This window comes from Lactobacillus sp. JM1 (genome assembly GCF_009834385.1).
GTDB lineage: Bacteria > Bacillota > Bacilli > Lactobacillales > Lactobacillaceae > Lactobacillus > Lactobacillus paragasseri.
Genome location: NZ_CP044412.1, coordinates 548,304 through 565,166 on the forward strand (window position 1 = coordinate 548,304; position 16,863 = coordinate 565,166).

The following is a 16,863-nucleotide window of genomic DNA, read 5'->3' on the forward strand; positions in this document are numbered from 1 at the left end:
AAGCTGATAAAATTTTTTAATAATGAATAAGATAAATAAAAACACGAACATTAAAAAGGAATAATGTTTTTGTAAGATATAGCATTACTATAAATAATTGGATATAAAAAAACTGATATACCGGCGTTGTGATTATAACGTCTGCATATCAGTGCTGATTTTTTATTTTAGATTTTAATTTTGAAAATTATACACAAAAATATAAACGCATTAGTTTTTATGCGAATCATACATAGCAATAATTTTTTCTAATTCTTCATTGGGAATCAGTTTCAAATTTCTAACAAATTCTGTAGCTTGTTCCAAAGTACTGCCATTATTCAGTTGATTTTTGAGAATAATTTTGGCAGAATCTATTTTTCCTTGCTCTAATCCCTGTTTAATACCGTGCTGTATTCCTTGCTCATAGCCTGCTTTTCCTGCAGCTTGTTCTCGTTCTAGCATTCTTGTTTCGTAAAGCACGATCTTTTCCCTCATTTCCGGATCTTCGTTGATTTCTTTAATTCTTTTTTGCGCATAATCGAAATGTTTATTTAATTTAACTGGCTCATTATTCATCAGTTTAGCTAGAGCTTTTAAGTCTTCGCTCTGACCCTCAGCTGAAACTTGTGAATTAATGATAATCTTTGTCACGCCATCCTGCAATTGTTTCGACCTATCTTGATCTGAGTAAGTATGGTACGACTCGTAAAATTTATCATCTTTCTTAGGCTTAAAATTACAGAGAAAAATAATATAGGCGTCTTTTAAATTTCGATAGGTCTTGCCCTTATTTAAAGTATAGCGTAAATCAATCCTTGAAAGATAGTAACGCATCCGTCTACCAATATCATCTTGATCCGTTGTCTGCATTTCGATATTAAACACACGACCTTCATGGTCTGTGACTAAAACATCAAGTCTAACTTCTTTAGCCTCGTTTTTACGCTCAGAATTATTAATCTCAACTTGCTTATCTAACCAATCAATCTTCTTGATCTTTAGATCTGGAATGATGATTTCAAGCAAATATTTACAAAAATCCTTGTTTTCCATCACCATCCCAAAGACCTTATCTTCTGTGAACCCAAACCATGGTTTAGTCTTTTTAACCATATGAGCAGTCCTCTCTAAAGATATTTGAGGAAGTAATCCCATATGTTTATTACGCAAAGTGGTAAGATTTTTTATAATTAATTTAAAATTTATTCTAGCTAAAAAAGCATATCCCAATATAAAATCAGAATATACTTTTTCACTCTAATTAATAATGTACTTTAACAAATAATTATTAGGGCCTTTAATCTTCTTCAGCCTTAAAACCATTGGCTAGGTTAGGTTTTCTTCTACCAATTAGCCAAACAATCAGTAGACTAAATATACCTTCAACAGCAATGTAGATTCCACGTCCAGATAAGTGCTTTAATCCTCCTAGGTAAATTCCGAAGATAATTGAACACATAATGATTGCAATCATTGAAATCCATTGAACTTTATCAAAAGCAATACCGTATTCAACTTCTCGGTGTCTGATTCCAGGCAGAATTGCACCTAAACCAATTAAGACGATTACAGCAACAATATTAATAATTAATTCATACCACCAAATACTGCTTCCTTCTGGTACATCTTGTGGCGTAATTCCCATAATCGTGGCTATAGCAGTAACGAGAAGGAGAATTAATCCAACAGCATAGGCAATTTTGTCGTTTTTAATAAAGACATATTTTGAAGGGAATTTTTTCGAATCTTTTCTAACCCGCATAAATGAGTAGAAGATCCAGCAGGTAACACCTGGTGAAACGATTGCGTTTAAGTTAAGCAACCAGTTAAAAATATCGTTCATGTCAGGCAAAAAGATACCTAAGATCATAATGAATGATGACAAAGCTACAGTTAATATATATCCATTAATTGGTAAGCCATTCTTATCCTTTTTTCTAAGGAACTTAGGCATATAGCGACTACCAGTATCGGAAATTAACATTCTAGTCATTGCATCAAGTAAAACTGCTAGCAACGCACAGTTAAAGAAGAAAGATGTCCAAGCCCAGAGATAAAGAAGGAAATTGCCCCAACCATATTGGTGACCAATCATCTTAAAGGCATAGTAAGCACCGTTCATTTTTAAGTCGTTTGGCATATGATTAGCGTTAAAGTAGATTCCTAGAGCAAATGAGCCTAAAATTGTTAAAAATGCAGTCATTGCTGCTAAGGCAATCATTGCCTTAGGGAAGTCATATTGTGGCTTTTTCATTTTGGTTACATAAGGAGCCACTAGTTCAGCACCGTTCATTGCATAGATTAACATAGCAATCGTTGAGAAATAGTGCCAGTCAAATTTAGGAAAAATATCTTTCCAAGTAAAATTGGTTGTCGCCATATGACCGCCTGATTTTGCCAAGCCTACAAAGGCAAGAACAACAAAAAGAATGGTCATAATTACCATTAACCCACCACCAATTGTTGACAAGAATTCCATTGAATTTGAAAAATGGTGTTCAATAATAATGAATACAATAAAAGTTACAAAAGTTAATAGGGCAAATAAAGAATTGGGGATTTGATCTTGAAATTTTTCTGATCCAGTAAGGGCCCAACCTAAGTCAACGATAACTTCATTAGCTGAATCAACAGCATAAGGAATTGAAGCAGCCCAATAAGTCCAAGCAGTGAAATATCCTAAGAATTCACCATCAGTTCCGCGTACCCAGGAAGAAAGCCCTCCACCCTCTGTACTAAAGGCAGAGCCTAATTGGCCAACCATTAAAGAGTAAGGAATGACATAGAATAAAACCATTACAATCCATGAGAATATGACAGCCATTCCTTGGTTTTGAAAATTGAACATGATATCGTCTAAACCAATAACAGTACAGAGCGCCATCAAAAATAAAGTCTGCCAAGAAATAAATTTCTTATCTGGGTTTAATGCATTTAATTCATCCACGTTTAAATTTTCTCTCTTTTCTAGTAATAATTATTTATGCGTTATTACTAGGATTAACTCGGTGACTTATTTTTAAATTTAATATTCATAAATCTAAAATCGATCCTTATATATTTTTTCTTTATCTAGTATAGATTAAAATTGTCGTTAAAAATAGCACCTCTCAAATTTATGAGGGATGCTATTTTTGTTATTTGGCAAGATTTCTAACAACATTAAGATTAAACAAAATTAAATTTAAGACTACGATTGCTGCGGTGACAATAAATACCATGCTGTAGCTGGAAATTCCAGCGATAAAGGAACCAAGAAGAGGACCGACAATATTTCCAATATACATTGCACTTTGATTCCATGAGAAAATTCGACCGGTTACTGCTGCCGGGGAATTTTTAGTAAGCAAGGTTTGTACTTGAGGAAAAAGACAGGCATCAGTAAAACCAACAAAAAATCGTAGAATACCTAATTGAATTGTATTATGAACAAAAGCAGTTAAAAAGAAGAGAATTGTCGCTCCGATAAAACCACCAATAATAATCTTGTGTGTACCAATTCTGTCGCCTAACGCTCCAAAACGAGAAGCAGCTAAGAAAGTAGCAATTCCCGGAAGAGCCGCAATAATTCCTGAAACAAAGACGACATTGCCATTTCCATTCATTAATTGCTTAACATAAAGTGAAACAATCGGATTAATTGAATTATTGGCAGCCTGGATAATTAAGGTTGTTAAGAGCAAACCAAAGATTAAGGCAGGAGAGCGAAGAGTTGCAATGACGCCGCTTGCTTTATCAAGTTTCTTTTCAGTAATGGGCTTAAAGCCTTCTTCATGAACAAAGAATAATGAAAGAAGGAAAGAGATTAACAATAAACCGCCCGTGATAAAGAAAGTAACACGGTAACTAAAGGCAGAAGCTAGTGCACCTCCTAAAAATGGTCCCAGCAAGTTGCCGGCAGTAAAAGATGAAGCCATGGTTCCTAAAGCTTGACCAGATTTTTCCTTTGGCGTTTCTGTAGCAATTAGAGCATTTGAATTTGATACAAAACCCGCAAAAACTCCTTGTAGCATTCTTAGGAAAAATAGTTGCCAGACGTTAGCAACTAGTCCCATGCTTCCAAGAACAATTGCCATTCCTAGAGAAGCTCGCAAGATCATTAGTTTTCTACCTTTTTTGTCAGCTAATTTTCCCCACCAAGGCGAGATAATAGCGGAAACAAAGTATACTCCTGAAAAAATGAAGCCAGACCAGAAGTTTAATTGCTGGTGAGTAAAATGACCAAGAGTATCAATATACAGAGGCAAAAAAGGCATGATTTCTGAAAAAGCGATTCCCGCAATAAAAACGGCAATTGAAAGGACATAAAGGTTCTTTTTCCAAATAGGTTTATCAGATTTTTTTGTCATCCTATTCCTCCAACTTTTTAAAGTTTACGGTCTTATTTTTCAAGGAGATCTTTCCTACTTCAAATCCATAATCTTTGAGTTCTTTTTTATAAGTCAGAAAAGAATGGTCGATTGGCAGACCAGCAATCTCTTGAATTTGATCAAAGGATAACTGGAAATCACTATTTTTATTGTTTTTAATATATTCCCATAAGGGATTAAACTTACTCATCATTATGCCTTCTTTGAACTTGTTTTTCTAAATTATTTGATATTTCTTCTAGTTTAGTTAAAGTGTCAGAATTTACCGTGCCGACTAATTGATTAACTTCTTCAAAAGCTTGATTAACTTGATCAAGAACATCTTTGCCAGCTGGTAAAAGAAATAATTGCTTCTTTAAACCGTTCTTGGGATCAGGACGGCGTTCAATCATCTGCTTTTTTTCTAATAATTTAACTACATTGGTAAAGCTAGCAGGTTGATAAAAGAGATATTCAGCAACTTCTTTTTGGATACAACCGGGATGCTTTTGAATATAACGTAAGGCATGAGCATGCGTCATTCTTAAGTTAATTGAACTCAATCTTTGATTAATTAAAAGATTCTCTAGTTTACCAATATGATATAGAAGATTGGCTAGTGGTCGTTTTCTCATAGAATTCCTTCTTAAAAAGTTGTAATTACAACTAATGTCAAAAATAATTATAACGTAATTAATTGTAATTACAACTAGTCATTGATTAATTACTTGGATTAGTGACTTGTGAGAAATCATATTTACGATATTTTAAAGCAGCTTTTCGATCCTTAAAAATAGCACTGTGAATATCACCTGATGAATATGCTAAGTAGAGGCAGCGATGCCCTTTAAAAGTACCTGTAATATAAATAATATCAACAGTATCTAAGAAACCACGTGTCCGTAACCACTGAGAGCCGTTTTTGTCTTCAAAGGATACCATTGTTGCGTTTCCAGCATAGGTTTTATTGTCTTTTTCAGAACGATGGCTCAAATTTAAGTTGGGATCTGTTTTTTGATAGACCACAGAATCCATGATTGTATGTTTGGTAATGATAAATTTTCGAGCCTGGGTGCTATAGATATCAGTTTGGTACCAAGTACCTTGAAAGTTGTCTGGAATTGTAGCTAGTTTAAAGCCTGGATATTTTTTATTTAAGTTTGGCTTAGGCGTGGCGGTTTTACTCTTCTTTGAAGTAGTGATTGAAGATTTTGAACTGGAAGATTTATTTTCGGTATTATTAGACGAAGTATTGCTGCAAGCAGTGAGCAATATGGTTGAAAGAAGTACTAGGACTAGCTTTTTCATGTTTTTTACTTCCTTAAGATATGAATTTTTGCTATAAGTATAACAAAAGATAGGAAAATCTATGATATTTTTTAACCGCAAAACAAAAAGCAGACATCTGGGGGAATAGAAGTCTGCTTTTTTAATGTCGTATGTTATTCTGGGAGAATAAGTAAGGTGTAGAAGTTCCCTTACTTGTCTAATAGAATACCTTTAATTTTTTAAATAAAGCTAGGCATAAGATTTAAAATTTGCAAAGAATTTCTTTAAAAAGTTTAAAGAAGTAAAATATAATTAAAACAAAAGTATTTGCGAGAGGAAAAATCATGAAAAAAGAACAAGAAATTGAAATGCTAAAAGAATTCTCTGATGCAAATTCAACCTCTGGATTTGAAGAAGAATTTGTAAAATTATTTTCGACTTATGCTAAAAATACAGCAGATATTACAGTTGATGGCATGCTTAATGTGTATGCTGCAAAGAAGGAAAATAAGGGAGATCGTCCTGTAATTCAGATGGATGCACACTCAGATGCAGTGGGCTTCATCACTCAAGCGGTTAGACCAAATGGTTTAATAAAATTCGTGCCACTTGGTGGCTGGGGAAAATATAATATTCCTGCATTAAAAGTAAAAATTAGGAATCGTGATGGTGAGTATATTCCAGGTGTAGTTGCAACTAAGCCACCACATTTTATGACTGCAGCTGAAAGAAATTCGATTCCAGAAGTAGCTGACATGTCAATTGATGTTGGCTCATCAAGCAGAGAAGAAACAATAAAAGACTATAAGATCGATACCGGTTGTCCAATTTTTGTTGATGTGAAGTGTGAATATCATGAAAAATCAGGTCTTTTCTTTGGAAAAGATTTCGATGATCGATTTGGTGCTGGTGCAATGGTCGATGTTTTAGATAATTTAAAAGGTGAAGAAACTGATTTTGATGTTGTGGCTGCTTTATCAAGTCAAGAAGAAGTTGGTCTTCGCGGAGCTTATGTAACTGGTAGAAAGATTAAGCCAGACTTATGTATTGTGCTTGAGAGTTGTCCAGCAGACGATACTTTTGAGCCAGACTGGCTATCTCAAACTGGATTAAAACGTGGTCCAATGTTGAGAGATATGGATACTACATTTTTGCCAAACCCTAAATTTCAACAATATGCTTGTGATTTAGCTGATAAAAATGGAATACCATACACCCGATCAGTAAGAACTGGTGGAGGACAAGATGGAGCTGCAATTTACTACGAATATGGTGCACCAACAATTGTAATTGGTATTCCAGTACGTTATGAACATTCGCCATATTGCTTCTCTGCGTATAAGGACTTTAAGGCATCAGTTGATCTAGCAACTGCAATTATTCGCGATATGACGCAAGAAAAATTAGATAGTTTTAAAAAGGTGATTTAATGGACTGGAAAAGTTTCTTTAGAAAAATGACAATTATCATTTGGATGCTATGTTTGATTAATTTGTTGGTGTTAATAGTTCGCTACACTGCAAGTGATATTGGAACGTTTTTTTCGTGGGATTATCCGCTAATATGGGCTTTTATACTGGGATGTATTTTTTGTATTTTGGCGATTTTCTGGCCCAAGAAAAATAAATAAAAGTATGAAAAAAGTGAAGGTACATTGAAGTGCCTTCACTTTTTGTGTGATCTGATTTTATTCTACGCGTGCAATTTCATCATGAACCTTAATATTGTGTGAACCTAGACTTGGCTCTTGACCATGAAGATTAAATTTGACGTTAACACCAGGTCTAAATAGAAGTACATGAGTTGAACCACCAAAGTGGAAAATACCTAATTGATCACCTTTATTAATATGTTGACCAACTTTAACTGTTATTTCATTACCAGATACTTCTGCCATACCTACAGCAACAAAGCACATTAATCCAATCTTTGGATTATCAGCTTTGATGAAAATAACAGCACGTGATGCAGTTTCAGTAATATAAGCTTGAGAATCATTAGGTGCAGCTGGGTCAGGACCTTTAGGATTTTCAAAACCTTGTGGTAAAGTTTCAGAATAGTATGAACCATATAGGTTATAAGCTTTAACAACCGTACCACTAACAGGACTATTCCATCTGTGGTAACTTAGTGCACTAAGAAAGGCTTGATAGAGAGTACCACCAACAAATTCTGATGTTAATGAGTCATTGTGAAGCAAATCGATTAATGAATATGGTTGTCCCTTAATCCAGAATTTAGCTTTAAGTGGAAGGTTATGTGCAATACGATATGGTGCTGATTCACAAGCATTAGCAATTGAATCAGGGTCATCAGCATTAGCAACAGGACGAACGCCAGGATTAAAAGTTCTCGTGAAGAAATGATCCCAAGATTTAAATCCGTATTGCTGATCAATATCATTATTAGGACAGGCAAAAATGTCATGGAAGTTTTCGCCATAAGCAGCATTACACATACTCTTTAGTGCTTCGTCTCCAAGCCATCCTTCTTTAGAACGATTAAGAACATATGTAGAATCAGGAGATTGTAAAAATCTTCCCCAATAATCTAAAATATCACGTAATTTTTGATTAACACGTGGATCCATAAAAGCGACATAGCCAGCTTTGGTTGCCATTGGGTAATCTAAGATAGCATTGATTGGGAAGCCGACTAATCCAGTAGCATTAAATTCTGGAGCCCGGTGCATGACACGGTTAATAACTCTGAGCATTTGATGATAATTATGAACAGCTGGGGTGTCCATTAGTGTTTCGACATATTTAGCTGGAACTTCTTCAAACATCATATGGAATAAATTCCAAAGATACCGATCGGATTCAATTAGATCTTTCAAGGCTTGAACAGGTGGTAAAAGAGTTTGATCTTGTTCTGCTTCAGCTTCTTTTAACACCTTTTTTAGCCAATTATTGTAAAACTCTTGATCGCTAGGTAACCATTGTCCAACATTAAATTTTGCATCTTTTTTCATTTTCAACACCTTTTAATAGTAATAACTATAATGAAATCTTCTTTGTGACTAGAAGGTAGACAGAAACAACAGCCAAAATACAAATGATAATAGCCAATGCTAATTCCCATTTGTTAAATAGAGGGGTACCTTTTTTGTCGTATTCTTTTCTGGCAAAGTAGTAGAAGATTATACCTACAGCATAAATAATTGTTGAAATCAGTAGGTAATTAAGTCCTGCTGCATATAAGAGCCATAGACAATAGATGGTTGATAAAATACCTATGAATAAACTCTTATTACGTTTACGAGAATCATTAGCAAATATTTCACGTTTTTGAGCAATTTTCCATAAGTACATTGAACTTAATAAGTAACAAGGTAAAATTATTACCCCGGTAATGTCGATACATGCGAGATAAACATTATTAGCTGTTACTACTAAGATCATGAACAAGGACATCAAAATACTTGAAATGTATAAGGATACACTAGGTACCTTTTTCTTATTTTCATGAGCAAAGAATTTTGGCAATACATGTCCTTTAGCTGCAGCATATGGAAGTTGAGCCATCATAACGGTCCATGCAACCCATGAACCACCAACAGAGATAATTACGGAAATTGTGACGAAGTCTATGAACCATGGGCCTAATAAGTTTTTCATCAAGTAAGCTGTTGATGGATCAGTTAATTTAGAAAGAGTTGGTTGATGATAAATACCATAAGCAACAATACTAATTAGAACATAGGCGATTAATGAAATTAAATAGCCCATTACAGTTGCTTTACCAACATCTTTAGGATTTTTAGCATGGTTAGAAATAACAACCGCACCTTCAATACCGATAAAGCACCATAATGTTACTAACATAGGAGCTTTAATTTGGCTAACAAAGTTTCCTAAGTGAAGACCTTGTCCCCAGAATCCCCAGAAAAATGTTGGGAAGCGGAAGAAGATTAGCATACAAATTAGAATGATTCCTAAACTAATGAACTTGATGATAACTGTAATGTTGTTAAGAAATGAGGCTTCTTTAACACCATTAAGAACTAAAAAATTATAAATCCAAATTAAAACAATACCGAATATAACAGTTGGCCATTGGTGTTTAAGCAAGACCGGAAAGTAACGACCGAATGAGTCATTAAGCATAACGGCATAAGCTACATTACCTGTAATTGCTTCAATCCAATAACCCCATGCTGAATTGAACCCAACATATTTACCGAAACCAGCGCGTGCATACGAATAAATACCAATATTTAAATCTGGTCTTTCTTCAGCTAAGATTTTGAAAGTAAAAGCAAGTCCAAACATGCCAATACCGGTCAAGATCCAAGCAATAAGGACAGCACCAAGTGATGAAGAAGCGGCCATATTTTGAGGAATATCAAAAATTCCGCCACCAATCATGGCACCAACTACCATAGCTATTAAGCCAAAGAGACCAATTTTATGACTTTTAGTTTTAGTCATTTTGAAGTCTTCTTTCTTTTAATTAAAATCCAACTTATTTAACGCGAGCTATTTCTTCGCTAACTTTAATATTTGAGCTACCTAATCCAGGTTCTTGATCATGTAAATTAAATTCAACTTGAGTTTCAGGTCTAAATAGAAGTACATGAGTTGAACCACCGAAGTGGAACATTCCTAGTTGATCACCCTTATTAACGTGTTGACCAACACGTACAGTGATTTCATCACTTGAAACTTCAGACATACCTACAGCAACAAAACACATGAGACCAATCTTTGGATTATCGGCTTTGATGAAAATGACAGCACGAGTAGCTGTAGCAGTTAAGAAGGCTTGTGAATCATTTGCAGCAACTGGATCAGCACCACGTTCATTTGCGAATCCTTGATATAAACTTTCAGAGTAGTATGAACTTGGTAAATTATATGCTTTTACAATAGTTCCACTAACAGGACTATTCCATCTGTGATAACTTAAAGCACTTAAAAATGCTTGATATAAGGTTCCACCTTCAAATTTTGAGGTCCATGGGTCGTTATGAAGAAGATCCATTAATGAGTAAGGTTGTCCTTTAATCCAGAATTTAGCTTTCATTGGTAAATCACGAGCAATTCTAAATGGAGCAGATTCACATGCATTGGCGATTGAATTTGGATCTTCAGGATCTTGAACTGGACGAATGCCAGGATTAAATAAACGAGTAAAGAAATTGTCCCAGGAAGTAAAACCTAAATGTTTTTCACGGTCATCTGACTCACATTTAAAAATAGTTGTAAAATTATCGCCATCAGCTACTTTAGACATTTCATTTAATGCATAGTCACTTAACCAGCCATTTTTAGAAGTGTTAAGAACATAGGTAGATGCGGGAGTTTGCAAATATTTGCCCCAATAATTCAATATATCTCTTAATTTCTCATTGATTTTTGGATTCATGAAAAACACATATCCAGCCTTAGTAGCCATTGGATAATCCAAAATTGCATTGATTGGCGTTCCGACCAATCCAGTAGTATTAAATTCTGGAGCTCTTTGAATAATACGATTGAGCATTAAAAGCATTTGACGATAATTTCTTACTTGAGGAGTGCCCATCGGTGTGTCGACGTATTTTTCAGGAATTTCATCAAACATCATTTGAGTAATATTGTACAAGTATCTATTAGACTCAATTAAATTTTTCAAGGCTTGAACAGGAGGTAGTAACTTTTGATTTTCTTCACTTTCTGCTTCTTTTAAAACCTTTTTCAGCCATTTGTTGTAAAATTCTTGGTCACTTGGTAACCATTGTCCTACATTATATTGGATATTCTTTTTCATCTTATTTACCTCTTGTATTTATAAAAAATAACAAAAAAATATAATAAAGTGCACTTTCATCATCACTATAAGGCTAAATGTAAGTGAGATCAAAAAAAACGTATTTTTAAATAAAAAAACAGGTAGCGCTAAACTACCTGTCTTTGCATACATTTAATTTAAAAACTATTATTTAATTCTTTGCAGCTGTCACTGATAATTATGGTGAAAAGCTTGGAACAATTGTTGTTGAAAAGAAGATCAAAAGTTAAGTACAAATGACGGACAAATTAAGAATTAAAAGCAGTATGATTATCTTAAAGGAATAGCTACGTTTTCTGAAATTGCAGATAGAAAGAAACAAGGAATAAAGTCATGAAACGTATCTTAAATACTAACGAATTTCTACATGGCGGTGATTATAATCCTGAGCAGTGGTGGGATGAACCGGATGTGATCAATCAAGATTTTGCACTGTTTAAGCAAGCAAAGATAAATACAGTGACGGTAGGAATTTTTTCGTGGGCAAAATTAGAACCAGAAGAAGGTAATTATGATTTTTCTTGGCTAGATAGTATTTTTGACCGAGTTGAGGAGATGAATGGTCATGTTGTTCTTGCTACGCCTAGTGGCGCAAGACCTGCATGGCTTGCACAAAAATATCCTGAAGTTCTTCGAACAGATAATCTAGGAAATAAGCGTGGTTTTGGTGGTCGTCATAACCATTGTTTGACCTCACCTATTTATCGTGAAAAAGTGCGAGAGATTAATACGAAATTAGCGGAGCATTTTGGTCAAAGAAAGAGTCTAGTGCTTTGGCATATTTCTAATGAATATTCAGGCGAATGCTACTGCGAGTTATGCAAAAATGCTTTTAGAGAGTGGTTAAAAAATAAATATGGAAATTTAGATAATCTCAATCATGCTTGGTGGAATACTTTCTGGAGTCATACTTATAACGATTGGTCGCAGGTTAATCCACCAAGTCCTTTAAGTGAGATGGGTAATAAAGGGATGAATCTGGATTGGAAGAGATTTATTACTGATCAAACAATTTCGTTTATTGATAATGAAACTGCACCCTTGAAAAAGATAACGCCGAATATTCCAGTTACTACTAATATGATGGCTGGAAATCCTTTAATGGATCCATTTGCTGGTTTTGATTATCAAAAAGTTGCGAAGCATTTAGATTTTATTTCTTGGGATTCTTACCCTGCATGGGGAAATGATAATCAAACTACAGCAGAACTTGGAAGAAATGTTGGTCTAGTTCATGACTTCTTTAGAAGCTTGAAACATCAGAACTTTTTAGTCATGGAAAACACTCCGTCGCGTGTTAACTGGCATAGTGTTGATAGGGCAAAGAGACCCGGAATGCATGAATTAGCCAGCTTACAGGATATAGCACATGGCAGTCAAGGCGTGCTGTATTTTCAGTTAAGAGCGTCACGCGGATCATCTGAAATGTTTCATGGAGCGGTAATTGAGCACCGTCATCCTGAGCAAATGCGTGCCTTTAAAGATGTCACTAAGGTAGGCAAAGACTTAGAAAAAATTAGATCAATTATAGATACCAACTATCTTAAAGCTAAAGTTGCTATTGTTTTTAGTTATGATAGCTATTGGGCTTTGCAAGATGCTGAAAGCTATAGTAAAGATAAAAAGATTTGGCAAACAATTCAAAAACATTATCGTTATTTTTATGACCATGATATTCCAGTTGATTTTGTTAGTCCTGAAGATGATTTTTCAGAGTATACCTTATTGATCGATCCGATGCATTTTTTGATGAGTAAAGCATACATTGAAAAAATTGACAGCTATGTTAAAAATGGTGGTCAGATTGTTGGCACTTATATTAGCGGGGTTGTAGATGAAAATGATCTGGCTTATATGAATGAGTGGCCTAAGGAATTACAAGATATATATGGAATAGAGCCACTTGAGACGGATGTTTTGTATCCTGGACAAGCAAATACGATTATTTTTAAAGGAAAAGAATATAAGACACACGATTATTGTGAAACTTTAATAAATTGTACAGGAAAGGTGCTTGCAAAATATACTAGTGATTTCTATCAAGATACACCTGCTATTGTGGAACACGACGATGGGCTAGGAAAAGGATATTATCTTGCTTGCCGGACCGATTATGATTTGCTAGAAAAATTTTATGAAGAAATAGCCAGTGATTTAATTCCAGAACTGCCAATTTGTAAATCTAGCAGTAAAGTTTCGATTCAAGTGCGTGAAAATGAGAATACACAGTATTGGTTTGTTCAGAACTTTTCTGATAAAGAGGCAAAGATTAAATTAGATAAGGAACTTCTTGACCTCATAGGAGGTAAAAAGGATAAAGGAGAAGTTGTTTTAAAGCCATTTGAGAGTAAAGTTTATGGTGTTGAATAAATGAGTTTAAAATAAGCATTCTAAGATGGAAAGAGAATGCTTATTTCACATACTGCTCTACACCAATTTGACTACTTATTCTAAATAGGTATAAAATTAACCTTTCTGTGTGAATAAAACACAAAAGACGGAAAGGAATAATTTTTGATGAATAATTCGACAACAGAGAAGACTTTCTTTGGACAGCCACGTGGTTTGTCTACTTTGTTCTTCACTGAAATGTGGGAGAGATTTAGTTACTACGGTATGCGTGCTATCCTACTCTTCTACATGTACTATGCTGTAGAACGTGGCGGACTAGGCATGGATGAAACAACTGCTGCCTCAATCATGTCTATTTATGGTTCGCTAGTTTTTCTTTCTACAGTAGCTGGGGGCTGGCTAGCAGATAGAATCTGGGGAGCAAGGAGTACTGTCTTCTTTGGTGGTGTCCTAATTATGATTGGACACATTGTTTTAGCTTTGCCAATGGCAGAGTTAGGCTTATATATTTCAATTGCATTTATTGTAATTGGTACTGGATTGCTTAAACCAAATGTTTCTAACATGGTAGGTGGTCTTTACTCTTTAGATGATCGAAGAAGAGATGCAGGATTCAGTATTTTTGTTTTCGGCATTAACCTTGGATCTGCTTTGGCTCCCTGGCTTGTTCCTTGGGCAAGTGAAGGATTTGGTTTTAACTTATTTGGCAATCATCTTAATTTCCACGCTGGTTTTTCTTTAGCGGCAGTGGGAATGTTCTTTGCCTTGGTGCAATATGTGTGGGGAGGTAGAAAATACCTTTCTGATGATGGGATGCAGCCGACTGATCCAATTGATCCTGCAACTCGTAATAAGCTATTGAAGAGAGTTCTTTTAGGTGCTTTAGTTTTAGCAGCTGTTTTAGGTGTGATGGCTGCGTTAGATCAATTAAACGTCGAGAACATTATTACCCTAATTACTATTGTGGCTATTGCTTTGCCAATTTACTACTTTGTTTTAATGCTTAGAAGTCCTAAAGTAACTAAAGAAGAACGTTCGAAAGTATGGGCTTATATTCCATTATTTATTGCTGCTGCAATTTTCTGGGGAATTGAAGAATCTGGATCAGTTGTTTTAGCCTTGTTTGCTGCGCAAAGAACAGTTCTTCATATTGGAAACTGGCACTTTACTGCTGCTAACTTCCAAACTTTAAATCCATTATTTATTATGATTTTAACCCCATTTTTTGTTTGGCTATGGGATAACTGGAAGAAGCAACCGAGTGCTGCTGGTAAGTTTGCAGCTGGTTTAGTTTTCGCTGGACTTTCATACATGTGGATGGCACTACCAGGTATGCTCTATGGAACAAATGGACGGGTTAGCCCATTCTGGTTAGTTGGTTCCTGGTTCATTGTTGAAATTGCTGAGATGCTTATTTCGCCAATTGGATTATCCGTAACAACTCGTTTAGCTCCTAAGGCATTCCGCTCGCAATGATGAGTCTTTGGTTCTTAGCTGATGCAACTGGACAAGCTGTTAATTCGCAGATTGTTAAGTATTATTCAAGTAAAACTGAAGTAGCTTACTTCTTAGCTGTTGGTTTGGTAAGTGTGTTATTTGGTGTTGTAATGTTTTTCTTCACAAAGAAGATTCATAATTTGATGGCTGACGCTGAGTAATTAAGTAAAAAATTGAATATTTAAATTAAAAAGATTCAAGCTTTAGCTTGAGTCTTTTTTCTGTAGGCATTGTAAATTATTAAAAAACGAGTAGAATGAATTCTGAAGAAATAATTGGATGACAGAGAGCATTCGTTTTGGAGGAATTAAATATGGATACAATGGTTAAGCACAGACATAGTCTAAGCAAAAATCAGAAGTGGGTTATAGCATCTACTTCTTCAGGTTTTGCTCTTGAAAATATGGATGTGCTTTTTTTATCGTTTGCAATGAGTTCAATGATTGCTGATCTGCACTTATCAGGTGGAGCAGCAGGTTTTATTTCGACAATTACTAACCTTGGAATGTTAGTGGGTGGAATTGCTTTTGGAATTCTAGGAGATAAAATTGGCCGTGTTAAGACTTTTAGTCATACGGTAATTATTTTTGCGATTGCGACTGCTTTGATGGCTTTTGCTAATAATATTTATATGATCTATGGACTACGTTTCCTAGCAGGAATCGGAGCTGGTGGTGAATATGGTGTCGGAATTGCTTTAATTGCTGAAAACTTTCATAAAGAGCAAATCGGTAAGATGACATCAGTTGCAGCAATTGGTGGTCAAATTGGCGCAATTTTAGCAGCTTTGATTGCGGCTTGGATTATTCCAACGGCTGGTTGGCATATGCTATTTCTAGTAGGAATCATTCCAGTAGTTTTAACAATTTTTATTAGAAAGCATGTTCATGAAAGTGAACAATTTCTTGAGGCTAAAGCTAGTGAAAAGAATTCATTATTGTCAGATGTAGCTAAAAAGATGTTCTCTACGCCTCGTCTTGCTTGGCAAACACTGGGCTTGATGATTATGATGACTGTTCAAATTGCGGGCTACTTTGGCTTAATGAACTGGTTACCAACAATTGTTCAAAAGCAATTAAACTTAAATGTTTCAAATTCTAGTCTTTGGATGATTGCAACTATCATTGGGATGAGTATCGGAATGATGACCTTTGGTTCAATTTTTGACTACTTTGGTCCTAGAAGAGCCTTTGCAATTTTCTTAATTGGTTCTGCCTTGATGGTATATACTTTGAGCTTAGCTCAAAATATGGCTACTCTTTTAGTAATTGGTGCTGTTGTCGGTTTTTTCTCAAACGGGATGTTTGGCGGTTACGGTGCTGTGATCAGTAGATTGTACCCAACTGAGATTAGATCAAGTGCCAACAACATTATTGTTAATGTGGGTAGAGCAATTGGTGGTTTTTCATCAGTAGTAATCGGTATTTTAATGGATAGATATAATCTTGGTGTAGTAATGGGCTTTTTATCAGCCTTATACATTATTAGCTTCATTGTGATGATTACTTTACCAGGTTTAAAGGATTTATCAAAAGTAACAAAATAGTATAGCTTTTAGCAATAGTAAACTAGTGAGAATAAATATTTTTCAATTAATAATTGTCCTTGTATACTAGAGAAAAGTAAGTGTGAGGGGAAA

At 34.9% G+C, this 16,863-nt stretch carries 12 protein-coding genes and 1 pseudogene; 4 read left to right on the top strand and 9 right to left on the bottom strand.

The window, feature by feature from the left end:
* Window positions 1-210: 210 nt before the first annotated feature.
* The 6 genes from F3I00_RS02700 to F3I00_RS02725 all read right to left on the bottom strand — a co-directional run bounded on the left by F3I00_RS02700 (window position 211) and on the right by F3I00_RS02725 (window position 5,639).
* Window positions 211-1,095, bottom strand: a complete 885-nt coding sequence (locus tag F3I00_RS02700) for an Rpn family recombination-promoting nuclease/putative transposase (protein ID WP_159310973.1) — start codon at window positions 1,093-1,095, stop codon at window positions 211-213.
* 184 nt (window positions 1,096-1,279) lie between these two features.
* Window positions 1,280-2,929 (bottom strand): APC family permease, encoded by a 1,650-nt coding sequence (locus F3I00_RS02705; protein ID WP_020806850.1) that lies wholly within the window; start codon window positions 2,927-2,929, stop codon window positions 1,280-1,282.
* A 190-nt stretch (window positions 2,930-3,119) separates the two neighbouring features.
* Window positions 3,120-4,331, bottom strand: a complete 1,212-nt coding sequence (locus tag F3I00_RS02710; protein WP_020806849.1) for an MFS transporter — start codon at window positions 4,329-4,331, stop codon at window positions 3,120-3,122.
* Window position 4,332: 1 nt separating this feature from the next.
* A complete protein-coding gene (locus tag F3I00_RS02715) occupies window positions 4,333-4,542 on the bottom strand; it encodes a hypothetical protein (protein WP_020806848.1) in 210 nt (69 codons plus the stop codon).
* Window positions 4,535-4,966, bottom strand: a complete 432-nt coding sequence (locus F3I00_RS02720; RefSeq protein ID WP_003649248.1) for a MarR family winged helix-turn-helix transcriptional regulator — start codon at window positions 4,964-4,966, stop codon at window positions 4,535-4,537. Before F3I00_RS02720 ends, F3I00_RS02715 begins: the two co-directional genes overlap by 8 nt.
* Before the next feature lie 85 nt (window positions 4,967-5,051).
* Complete coding sequence (locus F3I00_RS02725; protein ID WP_020806847.1) at window positions 5,052-5,639, bottom strand: membrane lipoprotein lipid attachment site-containing protein; 588 nt, start codon at window positions 5,637-5,639, stop codon at window positions 5,052-5,054.
* Between the two features lie 305 nt (window positions 5,640-5,944).
* Between F3I00_RS02725 and F3I00_RS02730 the strand changes: the two genes are divergently transcribed.
* A complete protein-coding gene (locus tag F3I00_RS02730; protein WP_159310974.1) occupies window positions 5,945-7,030 on the top strand; it encodes a M42 family metallopeptidase in 1,086 nt (361 codons plus the stop codon).
* A 257-nt stretch (window positions 7,031-7,287) separates the two neighbouring features.
* On the opposite strand, the gene F3I00_RS02740 is transcribed toward F3I00_RS02730, so the two are convergent.
* Genes F3I00_RS02740 through F3I00_RS02750 form a run of 3 tightly spaced genes read right to left on the bottom strand, consistent with a single transcriptional unit; the run spans window position 7,288 to window position 11,354 of the window.
* Entirely contained in the window at window positions 7,288-8,574 is a 1,287-nt protein-coding gene (locus F3I00_RS02740; RefSeq protein WP_020806845.1) for a phosphatidylserine decarboxylase family protein, read from the bottom strand.
* Window positions 8,575-8,599: 25 nt separating this feature from the next.
* Window positions 8,600-10,033, bottom strand: a complete 1,434-nt coding sequence (locus tag F3I00_RS02745) for a basic amino acid/polyamine antiporter (protein ID WP_020806844.1) — start codon at window positions 10,031-10,033, stop codon at window positions 8,600-8,602.
* 34 nt (window positions 10,034-10,067) lie between these two features.
* Window positions 10,068-11,354 carry a phosphatidylserine decarboxylase family protein gene (locus F3I00_RS02750; protein WP_020806843.1) on the bottom strand — a complete coding sequence of 429 codons (1,287 nt, stop codon included), beginning with the start codon at window positions 11,352-11,354 and terminating at the stop codon, window positions 10,068-10,070.
* A gap of 354 nt (window positions 11,355-11,708) precedes the next feature.
* Here F3I00_RS02750 and F3I00_RS02755 point away from each other — a divergent pair, with 354 nt between their 5' ends.
* The 3 genes and pseudogenes from F3I00_RS02755 (at window position 11,709) to F3I00_RS02765 (ending at window position 16,770) form a co-directional block, all read left to right on the top strand.
* Complete coding sequence (locus F3I00_RS02755) at window positions 11,709-13,745, top strand: beta-galactosidase (protein ID WP_020806842.1); 2,037 nt, start codon at window positions 11,709-11,711, stop codon at window positions 13,743-13,745.
* Between the two features lie 147 nt (window positions 13,746-13,892).
* A pseudogene (locus F3I00_RS02760) lies at window positions 13,893-15,385 on the top strand (peptide MFS transporter).
* 152 nt (window positions 15,386-15,537) lie between these two features.
* Window positions 15,538-16,770, top strand: coding sequence for an MFS transporter (locus F3I00_RS02765; protein WP_003649236.1), 1,233 nt, complete (start codon window positions 15,538-15,540; stop codon window positions 16,768-16,770).
* Window positions 16,771-16,863: the final 93 nt, after the last annotated feature.

Coding starts and splice junctions, on each gene's coding strand:
- F3I00_RS02700 (WP_159310973.1), bottom strand. CDS start 1,095: ATGGTTAAAAAGACTAAACCATGGTTTGGGTTCACAGAAGATAAGGTC.
- F3I00_RS02710 (WP_020806849.1), bottom strand. CDS start 4,331: ATGACAAAAAAATCTGATAAACCTATTTGGAAAAAGAACCTTTATGTC.
- F3I00_RS02715 (WP_020806848.1), bottom strand. CDS start 4,542: ATGAGTAAGTTTAATCCCTTATGGGAATATATTAAAAACAATAAAAAT.
- F3I00_RS02720 (WP_003649248.1), bottom strand. CDS start 4,966: ATGAGAAAACGACCACTAGCCAATCTTCTATATCATATTGGTAAACTA.
- F3I00_RS02725 (WP_020806847.1), bottom strand. CDS start 5,639: ATGAAAAAGCTAGTCCTAGTACTTCTTTCAACCATATTGCTCACTGCT.
- F3I00_RS02730 (WP_159310974.1), top strand. CDS start 5,945: ATGAAAAAAGAACAAGAAATTGAAATGCTAAAAGAATTCTCTGATGCA.
- F3I00_RS02740 (WP_020806845.1), bottom strand. CDS start 8,574: ATGAAAAAAGATGCAAAATTTAATGTTGGACAATGGTTACCTAGCGAT.
- F3I00_RS02745 (WP_020806844.1), bottom strand. CDS start 10,033: ATGACTAAAACTAAAAGTCATAAAATTGGTCTCTTTGGCTTAATAGCT.
- F3I00_RS02750 (WP_020806843.1), bottom strand. CDS start 11,354: ATGAAAAAGAATATCCAATATAATGTAGGACAATGGTTACCAAGTGAC.
- F3I00_RS02755 (WP_020806842.1), top strand. CDS start 11,709: ATGAAACGTATCTTAAATACTAACGAATTTCTACATGGCGGTGATTAT.
- F3I00_RS02765 (WP_003649236.1), top strand. CDS start 15,538: ATGGATACAATGGTTAAGCACAGACATAGTCTAAGCAAAAATCAGAAG.